This window comes from Marinomonas sp. ATLA20, from assembly GCF_057180105.1.
Genome location: NZ_JBXUKU010000008.1, coordinates 74,545 through 91,962 on the forward strand (window position 1 = coordinate 74,545; position 17,418 = coordinate 91,962).

Genomic DNA, 17,418 nt, shown 5'->3' on the forward strand with positions numbered 1-17,418 from the left:
AAATAAGACAAAGAGGGCGAATAAGGAAGCGGCGATGTGTTTTAGGCGGTAAAAGGTGTCGTAAAAAAGAAGAAAAAATCATAAGCCCTATTTCTATAAAATGAATCGGTAAAATAATAAATAGTTGAGTTTTGATCACGCCTGTTTTGACAATGAATAGCGAGCGAGGTTCATCTTGAGTTTTTATAGAAATGAAAGCAACGATAGGAAAAGGCTTTTACACTTTGCCAACGCCATAGAGATCAGAACATGAGGTATTCATAGGCTTGTCTGAGCCCAATGAAAATGTCTTGGTCGCCACCTCTGTCTGGGTGATGCTTCTGTGCGAGCTTACGATACTGTTGCTTGATAATCGTCTTGGTAGGGTTGTTGCTGTCTATTTGTAGGGTTTTTAAGGCCGAATCTCGATTGCCCGATAAGCTGATTCCTTTGTAAAAGCTATTAAGAAGGCGAGATACTTCATCTTCATCGGTTTTTTCGTATTCTTCCCAGTCTAAATAGTAAGCCGCTAACTTTGCATCGACGCTGTCGTTTAAACTGGTACTAGCAGACAATTGAATATCGGATGCGCTAACTAGGTGAATTCGAAGTGCACTGATGTATAGCATCAGCTTTTCTTCTTGCCAGAGACTGCTTTGCAATTGATACAAAGCATTCATAATGAGAAAGTGCTGACGAAACAGTTGTAAATTAGGATCGTCTGCGAGCTGACTAAATTCTGTTAGCTGGATCTTTAGCTCTTTTAGTATGTCAAACTCACTCATACCATTTGGGTGGTTTTTTAGGATCGCGAGAATCGGACCAACTAAAGGATTTTTCATATCTAGCTCGTATACTTTAGGTATTTACTACAGTGTATGTGATGAACCTAAAAATGGTCAAAGTTGAGCCGGAACTTTTTTAACTTGGATAATAGAAAGACAACGTTATGTTATGGATTGTGGGTATTGTTATCGCTCTTTTATTGTTTGTTGGGCCAAGCGCGTGGGTAAAATATACCTTAAAACGCTATGCCACGGATCGCGAAGATTTACCTGGAACAGGCGGTGAGCTGGCGACACATTTGGTGAAACGCTTTGAACTAAATGAAGTAAAAGTAGAAGCCACACAAGAAGGCCATGATCATTTTGACTTTGGTCAACATGCGGTTCGCCTTAGTCCGAGTGTCCTTAGTGGTCGCTCTTTAACGGCGGTTGCTGTGGCGGCTCACGAAGTAGGACATGCCATTGCCCACGAGAAGAAGCAAAAAATTTCCCACCTCAGCACTCGCTATTTGCCCTTGGCGCATTTTGCTCGACGAATCACCGCAGGTTTATTACTTGGCTGGCCCGCCTTGAGCTTGCTGCTACATATTCCCTACGCTGTGCCTTTGCATGCCTTGGTTGTTGGTTTATCCGGATTATTAGCGGTTATCGTGCAACTAGCGATACTGCCAGAAGAATGGGACGCCAGCTTTAACAAAGCGCTTCCTATTTTGAAAGAAGGCAGCTATATCCCACAAGAAGACTTACCCAAGGTGAAGAAGATCCTCACTGCCTGCGCCATGACCTATGTGGCTGCTGCTTTGATTAAAGTCCTCTTCGTTTGGCGCTGGTTTAAACGATAACTCCCTTCTTTCCTCTGCCTCGTAGGTCGGATGAGGGAGGCACGACCGTGATCCGACGTATCTGCGTAAGTCGCGCTTTCTGGCCGACAAGTCACGTCCTCACAAGACTCGAACTAAATGGCGTTTTTCTTTACTCTCTAACGCAAGGTAAGTATCGCCTACCTCATCAAAACGGCGTTTGGTTCTTGTTCATCTTTTACTGGTAGAAAGCAAGCAAGCGTTTTAGTATCGATTAATAAGGGGCTATTACTTGCACATTTTTAATAATGAATCGGCTGTTGGTAATGATACGCTAAGTTTAATTGTAAAAAATTGAAGTCTATACATGTTAGGACGCAGGAAAAAATATGACAAAAAATGAAGTAACTGCAGTTAATTTAGGGGACTTATCACAACCAATTAGTAAATTAATTGAATCTGTTCAATCTGCAATAGGTACATTATATGAGCCAAGGAAGATTCGAAAGTTAGCAAAAGCCAATGCTGAGGCTTCGATAATTGAAGCTAAGACACGTTTAGAAATTTCAGACATTGAAGGTAGAGCATTTTCTCGATTAAATCACCAAGAGCTGGTGAGACAAAAAAATATAGAATCAATAATAGAAATTTCCATTGATAACCTTCCTGACTCAGTATCAACAGATACACCTGAACAGGAATGGATGATGAATTTTTTTGATTGTTGTCAGAATGTCAGCCGTTCTTCTATGCAATCTATTTGGGCTAAAATTTTGGCTGGAGAAGTCGCTGTGCCAGGTTCGTTCTCAATGAGAACTCTCTCTGTGTTGAAAACGCTGCAAAAAAATGAAGCTGAAATGTTTTCTTATTTGGCCCAATATGCCTGGAAAAATGAAGAATCATGGGTCATCGTATCATTCGATAGAAAGGATAATAATGGTTTTGGGGAGATGGGGGTTGATAGCTTAAATTTAAGAGATCTTATTACGTTACAAACTTGTGGTCTAACAGAAATAAATATTTGGGATGGGTATAAGATAGATTCTAAATTTATCAGTTTAGAGTACTTTGATGAAAAGTTTGATTTGGAGCTCCCTTTAGAAACAAAAGGTTTATCTTTATCAAATGTCAATTTAACTGTCGCGGGTCAAGAGTTACTTGAAATAATATATCGCTCTAAAAATGAAGTATATAAAAATGAAGTTCTCTCTTATTGGAGTAAAAAAAACATCAGCGTGAAAAAGTGTCTTAATTAAGTTATTTGAGAAGATTTAGTGACTTTAGTCTGCATTAAGTGAAGTATTTACAGTGCAGTGCAGTGCAGATGCTTGAGTTTGTCCCATTTTGACGTCGCACTACACTCCATAATGATATCTAAGCTGGGCAATGAGAATCGCGCCATCTTGGTGTTTATAGACGATACGATGTTCATCGTTTATCCGACGAGACCAATATCCAGCTAAGCCGTGTTTTAACGGCTCTGGTTTTCCAATGCCTTCATGGGGCGTTCTTTGAATGTCTTTAATGAGCAAATTAATACGTTTTAGTACTTTTTTGTCTGTTGTTTGCCAATAAAGATATTCTTCCCAAGCCTTGGTAGAAAACGTTAGCTTCATTCAATAAGCTCTCGTTCAGTTCCATTCCCCGCTTCAAGCTCTGCAATCGATGCTAATAGGTTTCTAGCATTTGCAGGAGATCTTAGTAAGTATGTTGTTTCCTGCATGGCGTTATAGTCTTCTAAAGACATCATAACCACAGGGGCTTCATTCTTACGAGTAATGATAATTGGCGCGTGGTCATTACAAACGTTTGCCATTGTGTTGGCTAGGTTTGCTCTAGCAGCTGTATAGCTTATTGCATCCATGGTGACTCCAAATTGCTCATGTACGTTATTGCGTACATGATATCTTGTGGTTACATAATAAGCAATCAGCTAAAGTAATCTGATGCCTTTATATGACCGCACAAAACCTTCTCTAGACCTGTCACAAAAAAGGCATGAACTTCGCATAAAATCGTCTTACTATGAAAACTGACTTTTTAGTTAGTATTTTTTAATAAGAAAGATCTTTGTGAATGGAGTAGTTTCATGACGTTTTTTGTTCCTAAGGGTGCGACACTTTTCGCCTCTTCTTTGCTATTTACTGCGATGGCGCAGGCTTCGACTATTGACTTGCGAGTCATGGAAACCACGGATATTCACATGAATTTGGTGGATTACGATTACTACGGTGATAAGCAAAGTGATGCGGTTGGTTTGTCTCGTGTGGCGACCTTGATCAAAGCCGCACGTGCAGAAGTAACGAACTCTGTGTTGGTGGATAACGGTGACTTATTACAGGGCACGCCGTTGGGCGATTATGTTGCCAAAGGTCGAGTACTGCGCTTTGGTGAGACACACCCTGCATTTAAAGCGATGAACTTGTTGGATTACGATGTGGGTAATATCGGTAATCACGAGTTTAACTATGGCTTAGACTTTTTAATGAAGAGTTTAAGTGGCGCCAATTTCCCTTACGTGAACTCCAATGTTTACGTGGACGATGGCGACAACGATGCGTCTAATGATCAGCCTTATTTCCAACCTTATATCATCAAAGACAAAATCTTCGTCGATTCTGACGGCAAAAAACAAACGGTCAAAATCGGTTACATTGGTTTTGTACCACCGCAAATTATGACCTGGGATAAAGACAATTTAACCCATAAAGTTATTGCCAAAGACATTATCGAAACCGCCAATAAATACGTGCCTGAAATGAAAGCCCAAGGCGCGGATGTGATTATCGCGATTCCACACAGTGGCATGATGAATTCGCCTTACATGAAAGGCGAAGAAAACGCGTCTTATCATCTTGCAAAAGTAGACGGCATTGATGCGATTTTATTTGGTCATTCTCATCGAATTTTCCCGGGCGATAAAGAATTAGACGCTTTTGAAGGGGTTGATGGCGAGAAAGGCACCGTCTTTGGTAAGCCAGCCACTATGCCTGGGTTCTGGGGATCTCACCTAGGGGTAATTGACCTGACTCTAGAGCCAGATGGTAACGGTTGGAAAGTTGCGGACGGCAAAGCAGAAGTTCGTGCCATTGCTCGTCGTGAAGGCCGTAAGACTGTGCCATTAGTCGAAGCAGATGCTGCCGTGAATAAGGCGGTTGAAACGGAGCATGAAGGCACACTGGCCTATATGCGTCGCAAAGTGGGCGAATCGAAAGCTGATATCAATAGCTTCTTTGCGTTAGTGCAAGATGATCCATCTATTCAGATCGTCAACAATGCGCAGATTTGGTATGTGGAAAATATTGTTCGCGGTACGTCTTATGAAGGTTTGCCGATATTGTCTGCCGCAGCGCCATTTAAAGCCGGCGGTCGTGGTGGTCCAGACTATTACACGGATGTACCAAAAGGCGATATCGCTCTGAAAAACGTCAGTGATTTGTACATTTATCCGAACGATTTAAAAGTCGTGAAGTTGACTGGTGCGCAAGTGGTGGAATGGTTAGAAGCGGCTGCAGGGCAGTTTAATCAGATCGATGCGACTTCTACTAAGCCTCAAGAGTTGGTGAATGCGTCTTTCCCAACCTATAACTTCGATGTGATTGATGGTATTTCTTACAAGATCGATGTCACCCAGCCTGCTCGCTACAACGGAGATGGGGAAGTGGTGAATAAAGACGCGCATCGTATTACCAAGGCGATGTTTAACGGCGAACCATTAAGAATGAAAGATGAGTTCTTGGTGGCAACCAATAACTATCGCGCTGGCGGCGGCGGTCATTTCCCTAACCTGAATGGCGAAACCATCGTGATTGATGCCCCAGATAAAAACCGTGATGTGGTGGCAAATTACCTACTGAGCCAAACAACCATCAATCCAGCGGCTGACGGCAATTGGTCGTTTACCGATTTTGGTAAAGCGAAAGTCTTGTTCACTACGTCGCCAAAAGCCAAAGAGGCAGCGAGTAACAACATGCATTACCAATCTTTAGATGGTAACGGTTTTGCTGTCTTTGAATTGAAATAGCTGAGTTGAAATAGCCATTCTTGAAATAGAAAGAAGTGTCTAAACGAAAACGCCTGCTAGGATTTAGCAGGCGTTTTTTTGTGAGCTTTTTTGCCTTTTATTAACGCTGTTTGGTTTCAAACTCGGGGTGAATCCAAACGGGTGTGTCTAGGCTTGGTAACGCTGCTTTGCCAAGAATCATGTCAGCGGCTTTTTCGGCCACCATGATGGTTGGTGCGTTTAAGTTGCCGTTGGTGATGGTTGGGAAGATAGACGAATCCACCACGCGTAGATTTTGCAAACCACGCACTTGGCATTGCTCGTTCAACACGGCCATTGGGTCGTTGTCATCGCCCATCTTACAAGTACAAGATGGATGATAAGCACTTTCTACGTTCTCTTTTACCCACTGATCGATTTCTTCGTCGCTTTGGACGTTCATACCCGGCTGAATTTCATCGCCACGGTAATCGTCTAGTGCCGACTGTTGCAGCACTTCACGAGTTAGGCGAATCGTATCACGCCAGTCTTGTTTGTCTTGCTCGGTCGAAATGTAGTTGAACAAGATACGAGGCTTTGCCGCTGGGTCAGCGGATTCAATCCACACTTTTCCTCGGCTTTCTGGCTTGTTTGGACCAACGTGTACTTGGAAACCATGGCCTTCCACCGCCGCTTGACCATCGTAACGCATGGCAGCAGGCAAGAAATGGTATTGGATATTTGGCGCTTTTAGCCCAGCACGAGAGCGAATAAAACCACAGGATTCAAAGTGGTTAGTCGCGCCAAGACCGGTTTTGAAAAGCATCCAGCGCGTACCGATCAAGCCTTTGCTGATCAAGCCAAGCTTGCTGTTTAACGTCACAGGCTTCTTACAGTAGTACTGGAAGTAAACTTCCAAATGGTCTTGCAGGTTTTCACCTACGCCCGGTAATTCGTGAAGCACAGATACGCCGGCTTTTTCCAACACATCTTTTGGACCCACGCCAGACAGTTGCAATAACTGAGGTGAGCCAACTGAGCCTGCTGAAAGAATGACCTCTTTGCTGGCCGTTGCTTGTTGGGTTTGACCGTTTTTACTGAATTCAATGCCCGTGGCGGTTTTGCCATTAAACAATACTTTATGGCTTAGCACGCCGGTTTTGAGCGTTAGATTAGGGCGTTGCATGGCACGACGTAAATAAGCGTTAGACGTAGAAGCACGCACGCCATCTTTGACCGTCATGTGCATGGGGCCAAAACCTTCTTGGCGGAAGCCATTGTAATCTTCCGTTTTGCCATAACCGGCTTCTTCACCCGCGTCAATAAAGGCTTGGTAGAGTGGGTTGTAGGTCATGTCGTTGCCGTTGTTGGTCGACAATGGGCCTTCACCGCCACGGTATAAGTCCGCACCGCCTTTCCATGTTTCGGCTTTTTTAAAGTAAGGCAGGCAAGTCTGGTAGTTCCAGCCTTTGGCGCCGTTTTCTTCCCATTGGTCGAAATCACAGGCGTGGCCACGTACATAGACCATGCCGTTAATAGATGATGAACCGCCTAACACTTTACCACGCGGACAATGCATTTCGCGGCCATCAAGGCCTGGTTCTTTGTCTGTGTGGAACTGCCACGCGTATTTTTCGGTGTTCATCGGATAAGACAAGGCGGTTGGCATTTGGATAAAGACGCTCTTATCTGAGCCGCCCATTTCCAGTAGCAATACCTTGTGTTCGCCACTTTCTGTCAGTCGGTCTGCCAGCACACAGCCTGCGGAGCCAGCACCGACGATAATGTAATCGTACGTTTCGTTTGCCATGACCTTTCTCATCTATTAAAAGTTAAGCGTCCCGCCTAGTAAGGGCTTTGAATGTCGTTAAGATCGACAAAGACGCTCTTGTTTTGTGTGTAGTGGTACAAGGTCTCAATGCCATTTTCACGACCGATACCAGATTCTTTATAACCACCTACTGGCATTTCAGCAGGAGACGCACCCCAAGCATTGATCCAGCAAATACCGGCTTGTAGCTGGTTAATCACACGGTGAGCGCGAGCGAAGTCTTTGGTGAATACGCCAGCCGCTAAACCAAGTTTCGTGTCGTTCGCACGAGCGATGGCTTCGTCTTCGTCGGTGAAGCTCAGGACTGACATCACAGGGCCAAAGATTTCGTCACGCACTTGTGGCATGTCGTCGGTGCAATCCGTGAACACAGTCGGCGCCACAAAGGCGCCTTTGTCTAAGCCGTTTTCAGTGACTTGGTGACCACCGCACAATAATGTTGCGCCTGCGTCTTTGGCGGCTTGAATGTAGCCAAGTACTTTTTGCATGTGATCTTTGGAAATCAAGGCACCCACTTGTGTGTCCATGTCCATCGGGTCACCAATGATCATAGCTTCGGTGCGTTCTTTTAATTCTTTGGTGAAAGCGTCCAACATGTCGGCGTGAACGAATACGCGAGTACCATTAGTACATACTTCGCCTTGGGTGTAGAAGTTGGCTAGCATGGCGGCAGATACTGCTTGGTCGACAGGCATGTCTGGGAAGATGATCATGGGCGATTTACCGCCAAGTTCCATGGTCACTTGCTTTAACGATTGCGCAGAAGCTGTCATGACTTTTTTACCAGTACCGACTTCGCCGGTGAAAGATACTTTGTCGATCCCTGGATGAGCTGTGATCATCTGACCGGTGCGAGCGTCGCCTTGAATGACGTTAAAAACGCCATCGGGCAAGCCTGCTTGGGTAAAGATTTCAGCCAATTTAAGAGCGGTAAGTGGCGTTTCTTCTGAAGGTTTGAAGATCATCGCGTTACCCGCTGCCAGCGCTGGGCCAGATTTCCACATGGCGATTTGAATTGGGTAGTTCCATGCGCCAATGCCAGCGCAAATACCTAATGGCTCACGACGAGTGTAGAAGAAATTACCATTGCCAAGGTCTTGGTAATCGCCTTGGATCTTGTCGGTAAGACCTGCGTAATATTCGATTACGTCAGCGCCTGTTTGAATGTCTACGCAAATAGCTTCTTGAAGTGGCTTGCCTGTGTCTAATACTTCTAGACGGGCAAGTTCTTCGTTGTTTTCACGCAATAGTTCCGCCGCTCTTTTTAGAATACGGCCGCGCTCTACTGGGCTCATTGCTGCCCATACTTTTTGACCTTGTTTTGCAGACTCTACAGCAGCATCTAGTTCAGCTTGTCCTGCGTGTTCGACTGTTGCAATCACTTCGCCTGTGGCTGGGTTGATCGTCTCAAAGTGTTCTCCGCTGGTGGATGCATGGTAGCGGCCGTGAATGTATTGCTGCTGATGTGCCATGATGTGCCTCTTTAAGTCTGTTTTAACGACTCTGTTTAGAGTTGTTAAGGTATTTGATTTTTTATTAAACGCGCGTTCAATAAAAACAATTGTACATATTTTGGCTATAAATTGCAGCTCGAATCCATGAATTAGTGTCTTTGAGCAAAAAAATGACGTTATGGTGTCCGCTGTTAAGGGCGAATTTGAGAGGAAAAAAGAGGGAAATCGAGAGGTTAACGCCTCCATGTGAAATATGGAGGCGCATTGCCAGTGGCTTCTTTTAAGCTAAAATCGACTATTACAGGCTGATGACGCCGTTTGTGTCGTAGCTTATTGGGCTGGGAACATAGGCATCAGCCATGTCATCGTTTAGCCATTGTGTGTCGTCCAGAACATAGCGAAATTGGTACGAGGTTTCGATATCCAAGTTAAGCGTTGACACAAAAACGCCTGATTTCTGTTTTTTCATCGGATTGGCTGTACTGTCCCAATTATTAAAGTCGCCAACCAAAGAGACACGCTTGGCATCGCCAATGACGTCCGCAGGTAAGGCGAATTTTACTTTGCATTCGGGCTTTGTTTTCAAATACGTTTTTTCAATCATTTCCAGCTCCATGGTCTAACGATAGACAAATGTGTAAGGCTACTGCAAAAGCCTGAGGTCGTTGTTGAGCCCTGCCATTAAGCAGGTGTTTTAGAATGAAATCTTTTCAAAGACTCTTTTAGAGGTGAAGCAAAGCTTAAGCCATATTTTTTAACTAATTAATTTTAATGTTAAAAACAGTTAGTCCTACGTTTTCGGCTCCCTCTTTATAGCCACTTTAGTTCCTGAAATAACGCCAAGTGCTCTATTTCAGTGCTTAAGACAAATCCCTACAAACTTAAGACGTAAATTCACATTCAACGCCGTTTTCATGTCCTATACTCAAATGACACCAACAAAAATAATGAGGTGTTTTTATGGATATTCAAATGGTCGTTCTTATTGTGTTAAGTATTATGCTGGTCATTAAGATTGTTTATTTGGTTGTCTTTAAGCATTCTGAACAAGAAGCGGATGATCATTTCCATGACCATCATTCGCGTGTTCATCATTCTCACAGTCGTCATTATCGTGATCATCACCATGATTCGTGATTATTAACTAAGCTTGAGAGCCATCGTTGTGACCTCGGTAACGTTTGTTTTTCGCTTCTTTGACTGTATTCAGGTCTACTAGGACCAAACCGTCCACGCAGTAGCCAAAGTCGGCATCGACACCAAAGTCTAAGAAGCGAACTCCGCCCGTTTCGCACAATTCACTGTATTGTTTGAACAGTGTTGGTACGCTGGCGCCAAAGTGGCTGAGCTGCTCTTTTAGTACTCTAAAGTCTTCATCATAGTTATCGCCGCTGAACATGGCTGAAATAATATCAGCGTGTTCTGCGTTAACTTGATAAGGCGTGAAAGAGCGCGCCAAGTGTTCTTTATCGGCATAATAGAGCTTGTAAAAGGAAACAATGAAATCTTTTGCTACTTGTGGGTAGCTGTTGCTCAAACTCACAGGCCCAAACATGTAGCGAATTTCAGGGTGTCTGTCTAAATAAGCGCCAATGCCATACCACAAATAATCTAGGCTGCGTTTGCCCCAATATTTTGGTTGGATAAAGCTGCGCCCGAGCTCAATGCCCTGTTCGAAATAAGGTTCCATGTCGCACGAGTATTGGAACAGCTCAGAGCTGTATATGCGATTTGGTGTATCTGATTTCATATATCGAGCAACTTCTCCGATACGATACGCACCGACGATCTCTAGTTCTTCTTCATCCCATAGAATCAGGTGACGATAATACTGATCGAACTTGTCCAGATCGGAACGCTCGCCTGTGCCTTCACCTACTTTTCGGAAGGCAATTTCGCGTAAGCGCCCAATCTCTTTCATCGTCACCGACATTGGGTCGTAATCAAACAGGTAGATTTGCTTGTTGTCTTTGGTACTACCAAGATGTTCGGCTATTTTTAGTTCTTGTTTGATCATCTGTCTATTTTGCGGATGCTCAACGGTCTTTTCGGTTTTAAGTAGCGGTTTTTTGCCTTTGGCAATACGGTATAAATGGCGCTTTACGAGTTTGTTTTTTTCTTTATCGCTTAGTGGAAGTTGGGCTAGCTCTTGAATAGGAATGGCTTGGCCAACTTGCATGGGAATTTTGCGATTGCGTTGACGAAACATTTCGTTAGCGAGCTGAATGGTCGATAGCGGACGATATAAAAGAGAGCTGGTGTAAAACAACATGGAATTACGTCCGCCAATATGAACCGGCAGTAACGGGCTGTTAGTCTTTTGCGCCAGTTTTAGATAGTTTTGGTTCCATTGCTGATCTTTTACACCGCTTGGCGACATACGAGACACTTCGCCAGCCGGGAAAATAATCACGGCTTCTTCGTTATGTAGGCAGCTCATGATAGCTTTGAGTTGCTGACGTCCGGTTTTTCCACCAAGATTATCGACGGGAAGAACAAGCTGTTTTAAGCCGTCAAATCCCATTAATAAATCATTAGCTACGATTTTCACGTCTGGGCGGATTTCACCGATTAATCTAAGTAAAGCGAGGCCATCTAAGGCGCCAAGAGGGTGATTAGCGATGATCATTACCCTACCGCTGGCGGGAATGTTTCGGCGATCAACTTGACTTACTTGATAGCTAAAATTGAAGTGATCCAGAACTCGATCAATAAATTCGAAGCCGACACAGCCGTGGTTTTTTTCCAGGAATTGGTTTACTTCACTTTCGTGGAATAAGCGTTTCAACACGCTTAACGTTGGGCGAGTGATAAATGGGCTTTTGTCGAAAAAGTGAGGAGATTTACTGGCAATCATTTGCTCGACTTGTATCACAGTGACGCTCCGCTTTAATAAGTTTTTAGGTATCTTATTAATGAGAGTAGAGCGTTAATATGACAGCGTCGTGACGTTTATGTGGCGAAATTATGACCAGTTAATAAAGACGTTTGCGACTATTTTTTCGCCAACCATTAGTGAAAAGCCGCCAAATAATAAATAAGGCTAGATTATTTAGACGCTTGCTTTGCTGATTAGCTTGCTGGTGTGTTGTCTTCGTCTGTGGTTTCTTCAAACTTATAAAAGAAGTTCCATAAGCAATACAGTGTTATACCTGCCGAGATCATTGCCCAGATAGGTTCATTCGATACCCATTCAAGAATCGTCCATGCGAAACAGAATAAAGTCACAGTGACTCGACGCCATTTAGGGCGGAAAAACGCGCGATCAGATTCGCTCAGCATAATGTTCCTGTATCAATAAAAATTCTATTATTGTTTTCTTACATATTGTTAGTCACTTTTATAGACTAACTATTTGATTCGCCAATCTATTTACGTTTTACAGGAAGACCTTGAAATCGCGTTTATAGAGTTGGCGTACAAACGAAAATAGCGAGGGATATTTACCGTTAGTAAAGTATCCCCAAAGCTTATTGTGCTTTCGTTTTGCTATTTCCTAGGGAAATGTGACGTGATCCTGTTAGCTGAGATTGTCCACTAACTCCTGAATCGATTTTATCTATGTGTCCACCGCGAGCTAGAAACTCTTGCATTTGCTTTTCAATGGATTCCGAGGTTTCCGAAGCGGCCGGCTGTTTCTTCTTAGTTGCCATGATAAATAGTCCTTGTTTTTAGTTTGAACAAGGACTATACCAGATTTTCACAATATTTGCTTGTTATTGGCTAACGTCTGCAAACGTGTACCTATCGTTGGCTTTACTGATAGGCACAGTGTCTGCATTAAGCGGAATGCGGATGGTATCGGCGAATAATAGGATTCAGTAGGCGCGTTAACCAGCCAGTAAATTCAATCGGTGCGTCTAACACGGTTAAACAGATGCATTCTGCATCTTTGGTGACGATTGGCTTATGTTTGTGGCTAGCGTCACGATTAATAAAATCACCTTGACGATAGACACCGCTTTCATCGGAAAAAGCCCCCTCTAATACAAGGGTAATTTCATCACCTGTATGAGTGTGAGTTGGCATGTGAGCGCCTGCTTTTACTCTGGTCAGTGCAATCTGAGCGCCGCCTTCTTCGTTATAAAGTGTGGCGATCTTGAAAGAAGGCGATAAGCGCATCCAATTTAGGTCGTCATAACTTTTTTTGATAAATTGACGAAGACTATTAGGAATGGTGTAGCTGTCCCAATCAACCGCAGTGGGTTCTTCTTCGATCTGCTGCGTCTCGTTTACTTGCTCGGCCTGTGCATTTAATTTTTCGAAAAAGCTGTCTTTTAAGTTGCTCAGCTGACGACTGTCTGTCTTCGTCTGATCAAAAAGGTGTGAGCCAAGCATCTCCAGCTTGCGAATTTGCTGTTGGCATTCATGGCAACGTTCCAGATGTGTAGAAACACATAAAGAATGAGCTAATGGTAATGAGCCGGCGGAGTAGTCGGTCAATATTTCAATCGATGGATGGTAGTTAATCATCGATACTACCTCTTAACGTAAATAGTGAGTTTGTGCAAAGCAAGGCGAACTCGAGACTTAATCGTTCCGAGAGGAAGAGATAACTCTTCCGCTGCTTCTTTGTGGGTTTTGCCTTCTAAGTAGACTTTGGCTAAAACCTGTTTTTGATCCGCAGGCAATTTGTCTAAGCCTTGTTGAATCCGTTCTTGATCTCTTTTTTGCTGAGCGTCTTTAAATGGGTCGGCGTTTTCGTCGACGACATTTTGCCAAAGATACTCTGGGTCAATATCTGACTGATGGCGGCTGTTTTTGCGCAAATAATCGATACGTGCGTTTCTTGCAAGCGTAAACACCCAAGTGTTCAAAGACGCGGATTCTGGCTTGTATGTGTGAGCCTTGTTCCATATGCGAATCATCACTTCTTGAGCAATGTCATCGGCCATTAAGTTGGCGCCAGGTTGTGCCGCGAGACAGAACGCTCTTACTTTTGGAACATAGTGATCAAATAGGCGAACGAGTGCCGTTTGGTCTCTGTGTTGTGCAATCGCAAAGATGTCCGCTACGCGTTGTTCATCTGGTTCTGTTTGTATTGCGCGTTCCATTTATTGCTCCAAAAGGAAGGCTGACATGTTGTTTCTAAGATATACGTGATAGATAGAAGCATGGATCACATTCTATCTATTTAATAGTAAAAAATTTCAGCTCTTCAATTCGTGAAAATAGAGTGATCCATAATTGGCTTCAGTGCGTTTAATCAGAATAAATGAAACGAGTTGATTCTCGGTCAATTCTCCATATCAAGATGGCTAAGGTAAGTGATGGACATGGCGGACTCTAAAGTGGATCCCAATTCTTTGTTGATAGAGCGTTTTAAGGCGTTTTATCTTGATGTGAAACATCCAAAGCTCGACAAAATAGATGAAGTGTACACAGAAGATGTATTGTTCAAAGATCCTGTCCATGAGTTACGTGGCGCAGACAAGTTACATGCTTATTTGTCTGAGATGTGTGTCAATGTTCACAGTGGCCGCTTTGAATACTTGGATCAAATTGTGTCCGAAAATACGGCGTACATAAAATGGAACATGCATTTTAAACACCCAAAATTAGGTAATAAAACCATTACGGTGCGTGGCATCAGTCAGGTGCAATTTAATGACCGTATCTACTTTCATGAAGATGTTTATGACCTGGGCCAGTTGATTTATGAACATGTGCCCCTGTTGGGTGCAATGGTGAAAGGCCTAAAGAAGCGCCTAGCGAATTAAGGAGAGCATTATGAGTCATGCCACGGATAAAAAAGTCGTTTGGATCACCGGAGCGAGTTCTGGTATAGGACTTGCTTTAACTAAGCGTTATCTAGAAGACGGCTGGCGAGTGTTGGCCAGCGCAAGAAAGTCCGGTGAGCTTGAGGGTCTATTGGAAGCCTTTGATAGTTTAACCTTTGTGCCCTTTGATATGACTGATGACAGTCAGATTGAAGCCGTTCACGATACTTTGAGTTCCTATTCTGCTCATTTAGATTGTGCTGTATTGAATGCCGGAACATGTGAATATTTAGAGATTAATGAGCCAGATTGGAAAATGATGGATCGCATTATGTCGGTTAATTTTTTGGGCTTAGTGAACAGTGTTGAAGTGTGTTTGCCTTTGCTTAAAAACGCATCAAGTCCGCATTTGGTAGGGGTGAGTTCTCAAGCGGTACAAGCCGCTTTCCCTCAAGCAGAAGCCTATGGCGCTAGTAAAGCGGCTATTCGATATTTCTTATCTTCTTTACGCATGGATCTGAAGCAGTTCAATGTGGATGTTACCTGTCTGTTACCTGGGTTTGTTGATACGCCTTTGACACAAAAAAATACTTTCGATATGCCATTTTTGATGTCGCCTGAAGAAGCCGCAAAGCGCATGTTTGGCGCCTTGAAATCTCGTCCGTATGAATTTGCTTTTCCTAAGCGATTAACCGCTATGTTATGGGTTGGACGACACTTTCCAAAGTTATGGCTTGATAAGTTAGCGCCGAAAAAATAACGATTTCACATTTAAAAAAACCAGTTTGGCTGGTCATAAAAATATGTTTTAAGGGGACAATGAGTGAAAATTGCCATTATTGGATCAGGGATTTCCGGTCTGACCAGTGCTTATCTTTTACAGCAACAACATGATGTGACGGTGTTTGAATCCGCAGAGCGTATTGGCGGTCATACTGCGACGGTACAAGTAGAAGAAGCCGGCAGTACTCGGGCAATTGATACCGGTTTTATTGTCTTTAATGACTGGACGTATCCAAACTTTATTCGTTTGATGGACGAGTTGGGAGTGAAGTCTAAAGCCACCGAAATGAGCTTTAGTGTTAGCTGTCAGCGTACAGGGTTAGAGTATGGTGGCAATAATCTAAACACCTTGTTTGCTCAGCGTCGCAACCTGTTGAACTTCTCTTTTATGGGGATGTTAAAAGACATCTTGCGTTTTAACAAAGAAGCCATCCTAGACTTAGAAAGCGGCCAATTGAAAGAAGGCGTGACGCTTGGTGAATATCTAAAAGAAAAAGGTTATGGCAATCGGTTTGCGAGCCATTATCTCATTCCTATGGGCAGCGCTATCTGGTCGTCTACTTTGGATGAAATGATGGAATTTCCATTGGTGTTTTTCGTTCGTTTCTTTAAAAATCACGGTTTGTTAAGTGTGAACGATCGCCCACAATGGCGTGTTATTGAAGGCGGATCGTCGGCGTATTTGCAGCCATTGGTGGAAACATTCGAAGATCGTATCCAGCTTGGGGCGGATATTACTCAAGTTCACCGCTCTGAAGATAAAGTCATCATTCATTTTGGTGATGGCTCTGCACAGATTTTTGATCAAGTGGTGTTTGCTTGTCACAGTGACGAAGCGTTGGCTTTGTTAGGGGACCCGTCTGCCGATGAGCAAGCCATTTTGGGCGCGATTCCTTATCGAAATAACGATGTGGTACTGCACACAGACACACGACTATTGCCAAAGAAAAAACTAGCTTGGTCGAGCTGGAACTATCATTTGGGTTCTGATCGGACTAAGCCAGCAACCCTCAGTTATAACATGAATATTCTGCAGCACTTTTCCAGTGATACAACCTATGTCGTCACCTTAAACCAGACGGATATGATCGCGGAAGACAAAATAGTTGGGCGCTTTCAGTATTCTCATCCTACCTTTACTTTGGAAGGTATCAAGGCTCAGGATCGTTGGTCAGAGATTAATGGTGTCAACAAAACATGGTTTTGTGGTGCGTATTGGCGTAACGGCTTCCATGAAGATGGTTGCTGGAGCGGTGTTCGTGTTGCGAATGGACTAGGTATTTCATGGTAGATTTTGTTCCTAAGCACAGTGCTATTTATCACGGCATGGTGCGACACCGCCGGTTTACCCCACGCGCACATGCGTTCCGCTATCGTGTTTTTATGATGTATTTCGATTTAGACGAGTTAGACGATGTGCTGGCGATGAGTCCTTGGTGGTCAATGAAGAATTGGTCTCTCGCTCGATTCTCGCGAAAGGATTATTTCGGGAGCCAATCTCTTTCCATTAAACAAGCGGTGTTGTCGGAAGTGAATGATCGTCTGGGGCTGAATTTATCGGGCTCAGTTCGTATGCTGACCAATTGCCGTTACTTTGGCTTCATCATTAACCCCATTACCATCTATTACTGCTTTGATGAAAATGAGCAACTGCAAGCCATGTTGCTTGAAGTGACTAACACTCCTTGGAAAGAGAAAATCCCTTACGTTTTAAAATGTGATCCAAGTGATCAAATGCAGCGTATTCAATTCAATAAGGCAATGCATGTGTCTCCGTTTCACCCGATGGAGCATTTTTATGATTGGCGCAGCAGTGTTCCGAGTAAAAAATTAGCGGTACACATGCAGAACAAAGAATTAGAGGGTGAGCAATGTGTGTTTGACGCCACATTGTCGCTAACTCGAATGACTCTTACATCAAATACTATGGCTAGGGTGTTGTTTCGTTATCCAGTCATGACCATGCAAGTGGCATTTGGTATTTATTGGCAAGCACTTAAGCTTTGGATGAAGAAAGTCCCTTTTTATTCACATCCGAATTCATCATCTAACACGGCTACTAACAAAAGTAATAAGTAGCAAAA

At 43.5% G+C, this 17,418-nt stretch carries 19 protein-coding genes; 8 read left to right on the forward strand and 11 right to left on the reverse strand.

Translation table 11 applies throughout. The features are described from left to right. Positions 1-242: 242 nt before the first annotated feature. Positions 243-821, reverse strand: a complete 579-nt coding sequence (locus tag AC2A4J_RS14280) for a DNA-J related domain-containing protein (RefSeq protein WP_484176503.1) — start codon at positions 819-821, stop codon at positions 243-245. 107 nt (positions 822-928) lie between these two features. Here AC2A4J_RS14280 and AC2A4J_RS14285 point away from each other — a divergent pair, with 107 nt between their 5' ends. After that, positions 929-1,606 (forward strand): zinc metallopeptidase, encoded by a 678-nt coding sequence (locus tag AC2A4J_RS14285; RefSeq protein ID WP_484176504.1) that lies wholly within the window; start codon positions 929-931, stop codon positions 1,604-1,606. A gap of 347 nt (positions 1,607-1,953) precedes the next feature. Further along, positions 1,954-2,820, forward strand: coding sequence for a DUF2806 domain-containing protein (locus AC2A4J_RS14290; protein WP_484176505.1), 867 nt, complete (start codon positions 1,954-1,956; stop codon positions 2,818-2,820). 99 nt (positions 2,821-2,919) lie between these two features. On the opposite strand, the gene AC2A4J_RS14295 is transcribed toward AC2A4J_RS14290, so the two are convergent. Together AC2A4J_RS14295 and AC2A4J_RS14300 are read right to left on the reverse strand one after the other, a co-directional pair. Next, positions 2,920-3,180 carry a Txe/YoeB family addiction module toxin gene (locus tag AC2A4J_RS14295; protein ID WP_169460258.1) on the reverse strand — a complete coding sequence of 87 codons (261 nt, stop codon included), beginning with the start codon at positions 3,178-3,180 and terminating at the stop codon, positions 2,920-2,922. Continuing rightward, complete coding sequence (locus AC2A4J_RS14300; RefSeq protein WP_169460257.1) at positions 3,177-3,428, reverse strand: type II toxin-antitoxin system Phd/YefM family antitoxin; 252 nt, start codon at positions 3,426-3,428, stop codon at positions 3,177-3,179. The genes AC2A4J_RS14295 and AC2A4J_RS14300 overlap by 4 nt, the downstream gene beginning before the upstream one ends. Positions 3,429-3,653: 225 nt before the next feature. Between AC2A4J_RS14300 and AC2A4J_RS14305 the strand changes: the two genes are divergently transcribed. Next, positions 3,654-5,588, forward strand: coding sequence for a bifunctional 2',3'-cyclic-nucleotide 2'-phosphodiesterase/3'-nucleotidase (locus tag AC2A4J_RS14305; protein WP_484176506.1), 1,935 nt, complete (start codon positions 3,654-3,656; stop codon positions 5,586-5,588). A gap of 100 nt (positions 5,589-5,688) precedes the next feature. On the opposite strand, the gene betA is transcribed toward AC2A4J_RS14305, so the two are convergent. The 3 genes from betA to AC2A4J_RS14320 form a co-directional block, all read right to left on the reverse strand. Further along, the gene (betA, locus tag AC2A4J_RS14310) at positions 5,689-7,356 is read right to left on the reverse strand and encodes a choline dehydrogenase (protein WP_484176507.1); all 1,668 of its coding nucleotides are present in this window, start codon (positions 7,354-7,356) and stop codon (positions 5,689-5,691) included. Positions 7,357-7,391: 35 nt separating this feature from the next. After that, positions 7,392-8,849 (reverse strand): betaine-aldehyde dehydrogenase, encoded by a 1,458-nt coding sequence (gene betB, locus AC2A4J_RS14315; RefSeq protein WP_484176508.1) that lies wholly within the window; start codon positions 8,847-8,849, stop codon positions 7,392-7,394. 280 nt (positions 8,850-9,129) lie between these two features. Continuing rightward, on the reverse strand, positions 9,130-9,435 hold the full coding sequence (locus AC2A4J_RS14320; protein ID WP_484176509.1) for an isoamylase early set domain-containing protein: 306 nt from the start codon (positions 9,433-9,435) through the stop codon (positions 9,130-9,132). 356 nt (positions 9,436-9,791) lie between these two features. Between AC2A4J_RS14320 and AC2A4J_RS14325 the strand changes: the two genes are divergently transcribed. Further along, positions 9,792-9,968 carry a hypothetical protein gene (locus tag AC2A4J_RS14325; RefSeq protein ID WP_484176510.1) on the forward strand — a complete coding sequence of 59 codons (177 nt, stop codon included), beginning with the start codon at positions 9,792-9,794 and terminating at the stop codon, positions 9,966-9,968. Positions 9,969-9,975: 7 nt separating this feature from the next. Here the strand turns inward: AC2A4J_RS14325 and olsF are convergent, their stop codons facing one another. The 5 genes from olsF to AC2A4J_RS14350 all read right to left on the reverse strand — a co-directional run bounded on the left by olsF (position 9,976) and on the right by AC2A4J_RS14350 (position 13,885). Continuing rightward, a complete protein-coding gene (olsF, locus tag AC2A4J_RS14330; protein WP_484176511.1) occupies positions 9,976-11,706 on the reverse strand; it encodes a bifunctional ornithine lipid synthase OlsF in 1,731 nt (576 codons plus the stop codon). Positions 11,707-11,903: 197 nt separating this feature from the next. Continuing rightward, positions 11,904-12,113, reverse strand: a complete 210-nt coding sequence (locus tag AC2A4J_RS14335; RefSeq protein WP_484176512.1) for a hypothetical protein — start codon at positions 12,111-12,113, stop codon at positions 11,904-11,906. A 188-nt stretch (positions 12,114-12,301) separates the two neighbouring features. After that, a complete protein-coding gene (locus AC2A4J_RS14340; protein ID WP_048814147.1) occupies positions 12,302-12,484 on the reverse strand; it encodes a hypothetical protein in 183 nt (60 codons plus the stop codon). Positions 12,485-12,611: 127 nt separating this feature from the next. Then, positions 12,612-13,304: a ChrR family anti-sigma-E factor gene (locus tag AC2A4J_RS14345; RefSeq protein WP_255826807.1), complete on the reverse strand. Its 693-nt coding sequence runs from the start codon at positions 13,302-13,304 to the stop codon at positions 12,612-12,614. A 5-nt stretch (positions 13,305-13,309) separates the two neighbouring features. Then, the gene (locus tag AC2A4J_RS14350) at positions 13,310-13,885 is read right to left on the reverse strand and encodes a sigma-70 family RNA polymerase sigma factor (protein WP_255826806.1); all 576 of its coding nucleotides are present in this window, start codon (positions 13,883-13,885) and stop codon (positions 13,310-13,312) included. Positions 13,886-14,107: 222 nt separating this feature from the next. Between AC2A4J_RS14350 and AC2A4J_RS14355 the strand changes: the two genes are divergently transcribed. The 4 genes from AC2A4J_RS14355 to AC2A4J_RS14370 all read left to right on the forward strand — a co-directional run bounded on the left by AC2A4J_RS14355 (position 14,108) and on the right by AC2A4J_RS14370 (position 17,413). After that, on the forward strand, positions 14,108-14,551 hold the full coding sequence (locus AC2A4J_RS14355) for a nuclear transport factor 2 family protein (protein WP_255826805.1): 444 nt from the start codon (positions 14,108-14,110) through the stop codon (positions 14,549-14,551). Between the two features lie 10 nt (positions 14,552-14,561). Beyond that, positions 14,562-15,311 (forward strand): SDR family NAD(P)-dependent oxidoreductase, encoded by a 750-nt coding sequence (locus tag AC2A4J_RS14360; protein ID WP_255826804.1) that lies wholly within the window; start codon positions 14,562-14,564, stop codon positions 15,309-15,311. A gap of 63 nt (positions 15,312-15,374) precedes the next feature. Then, the gene (locus AC2A4J_RS14365; protein WP_255826803.1) at positions 15,375-16,625 is read left to right on the forward strand and encodes an NAD(P)/FAD-dependent oxidoreductase; all 1,251 of its coding nucleotides are present in this window, start codon (positions 15,375-15,377) and stop codon (positions 16,623-16,625) included. Next, positions 16,619-17,413: a DUF1365 domain-containing protein gene (locus tag AC2A4J_RS14370; protein ID WP_484176513.1), complete on the forward strand. Its 795-nt coding sequence runs from the start codon at positions 16,619-16,621 to the stop codon at positions 17,411-17,413. Before AC2A4J_RS14365 ends, AC2A4J_RS14370 begins: the two co-directional genes overlap by 7 nt. Positions 17,414-17,418: the final 5 nt, after the last annotated feature.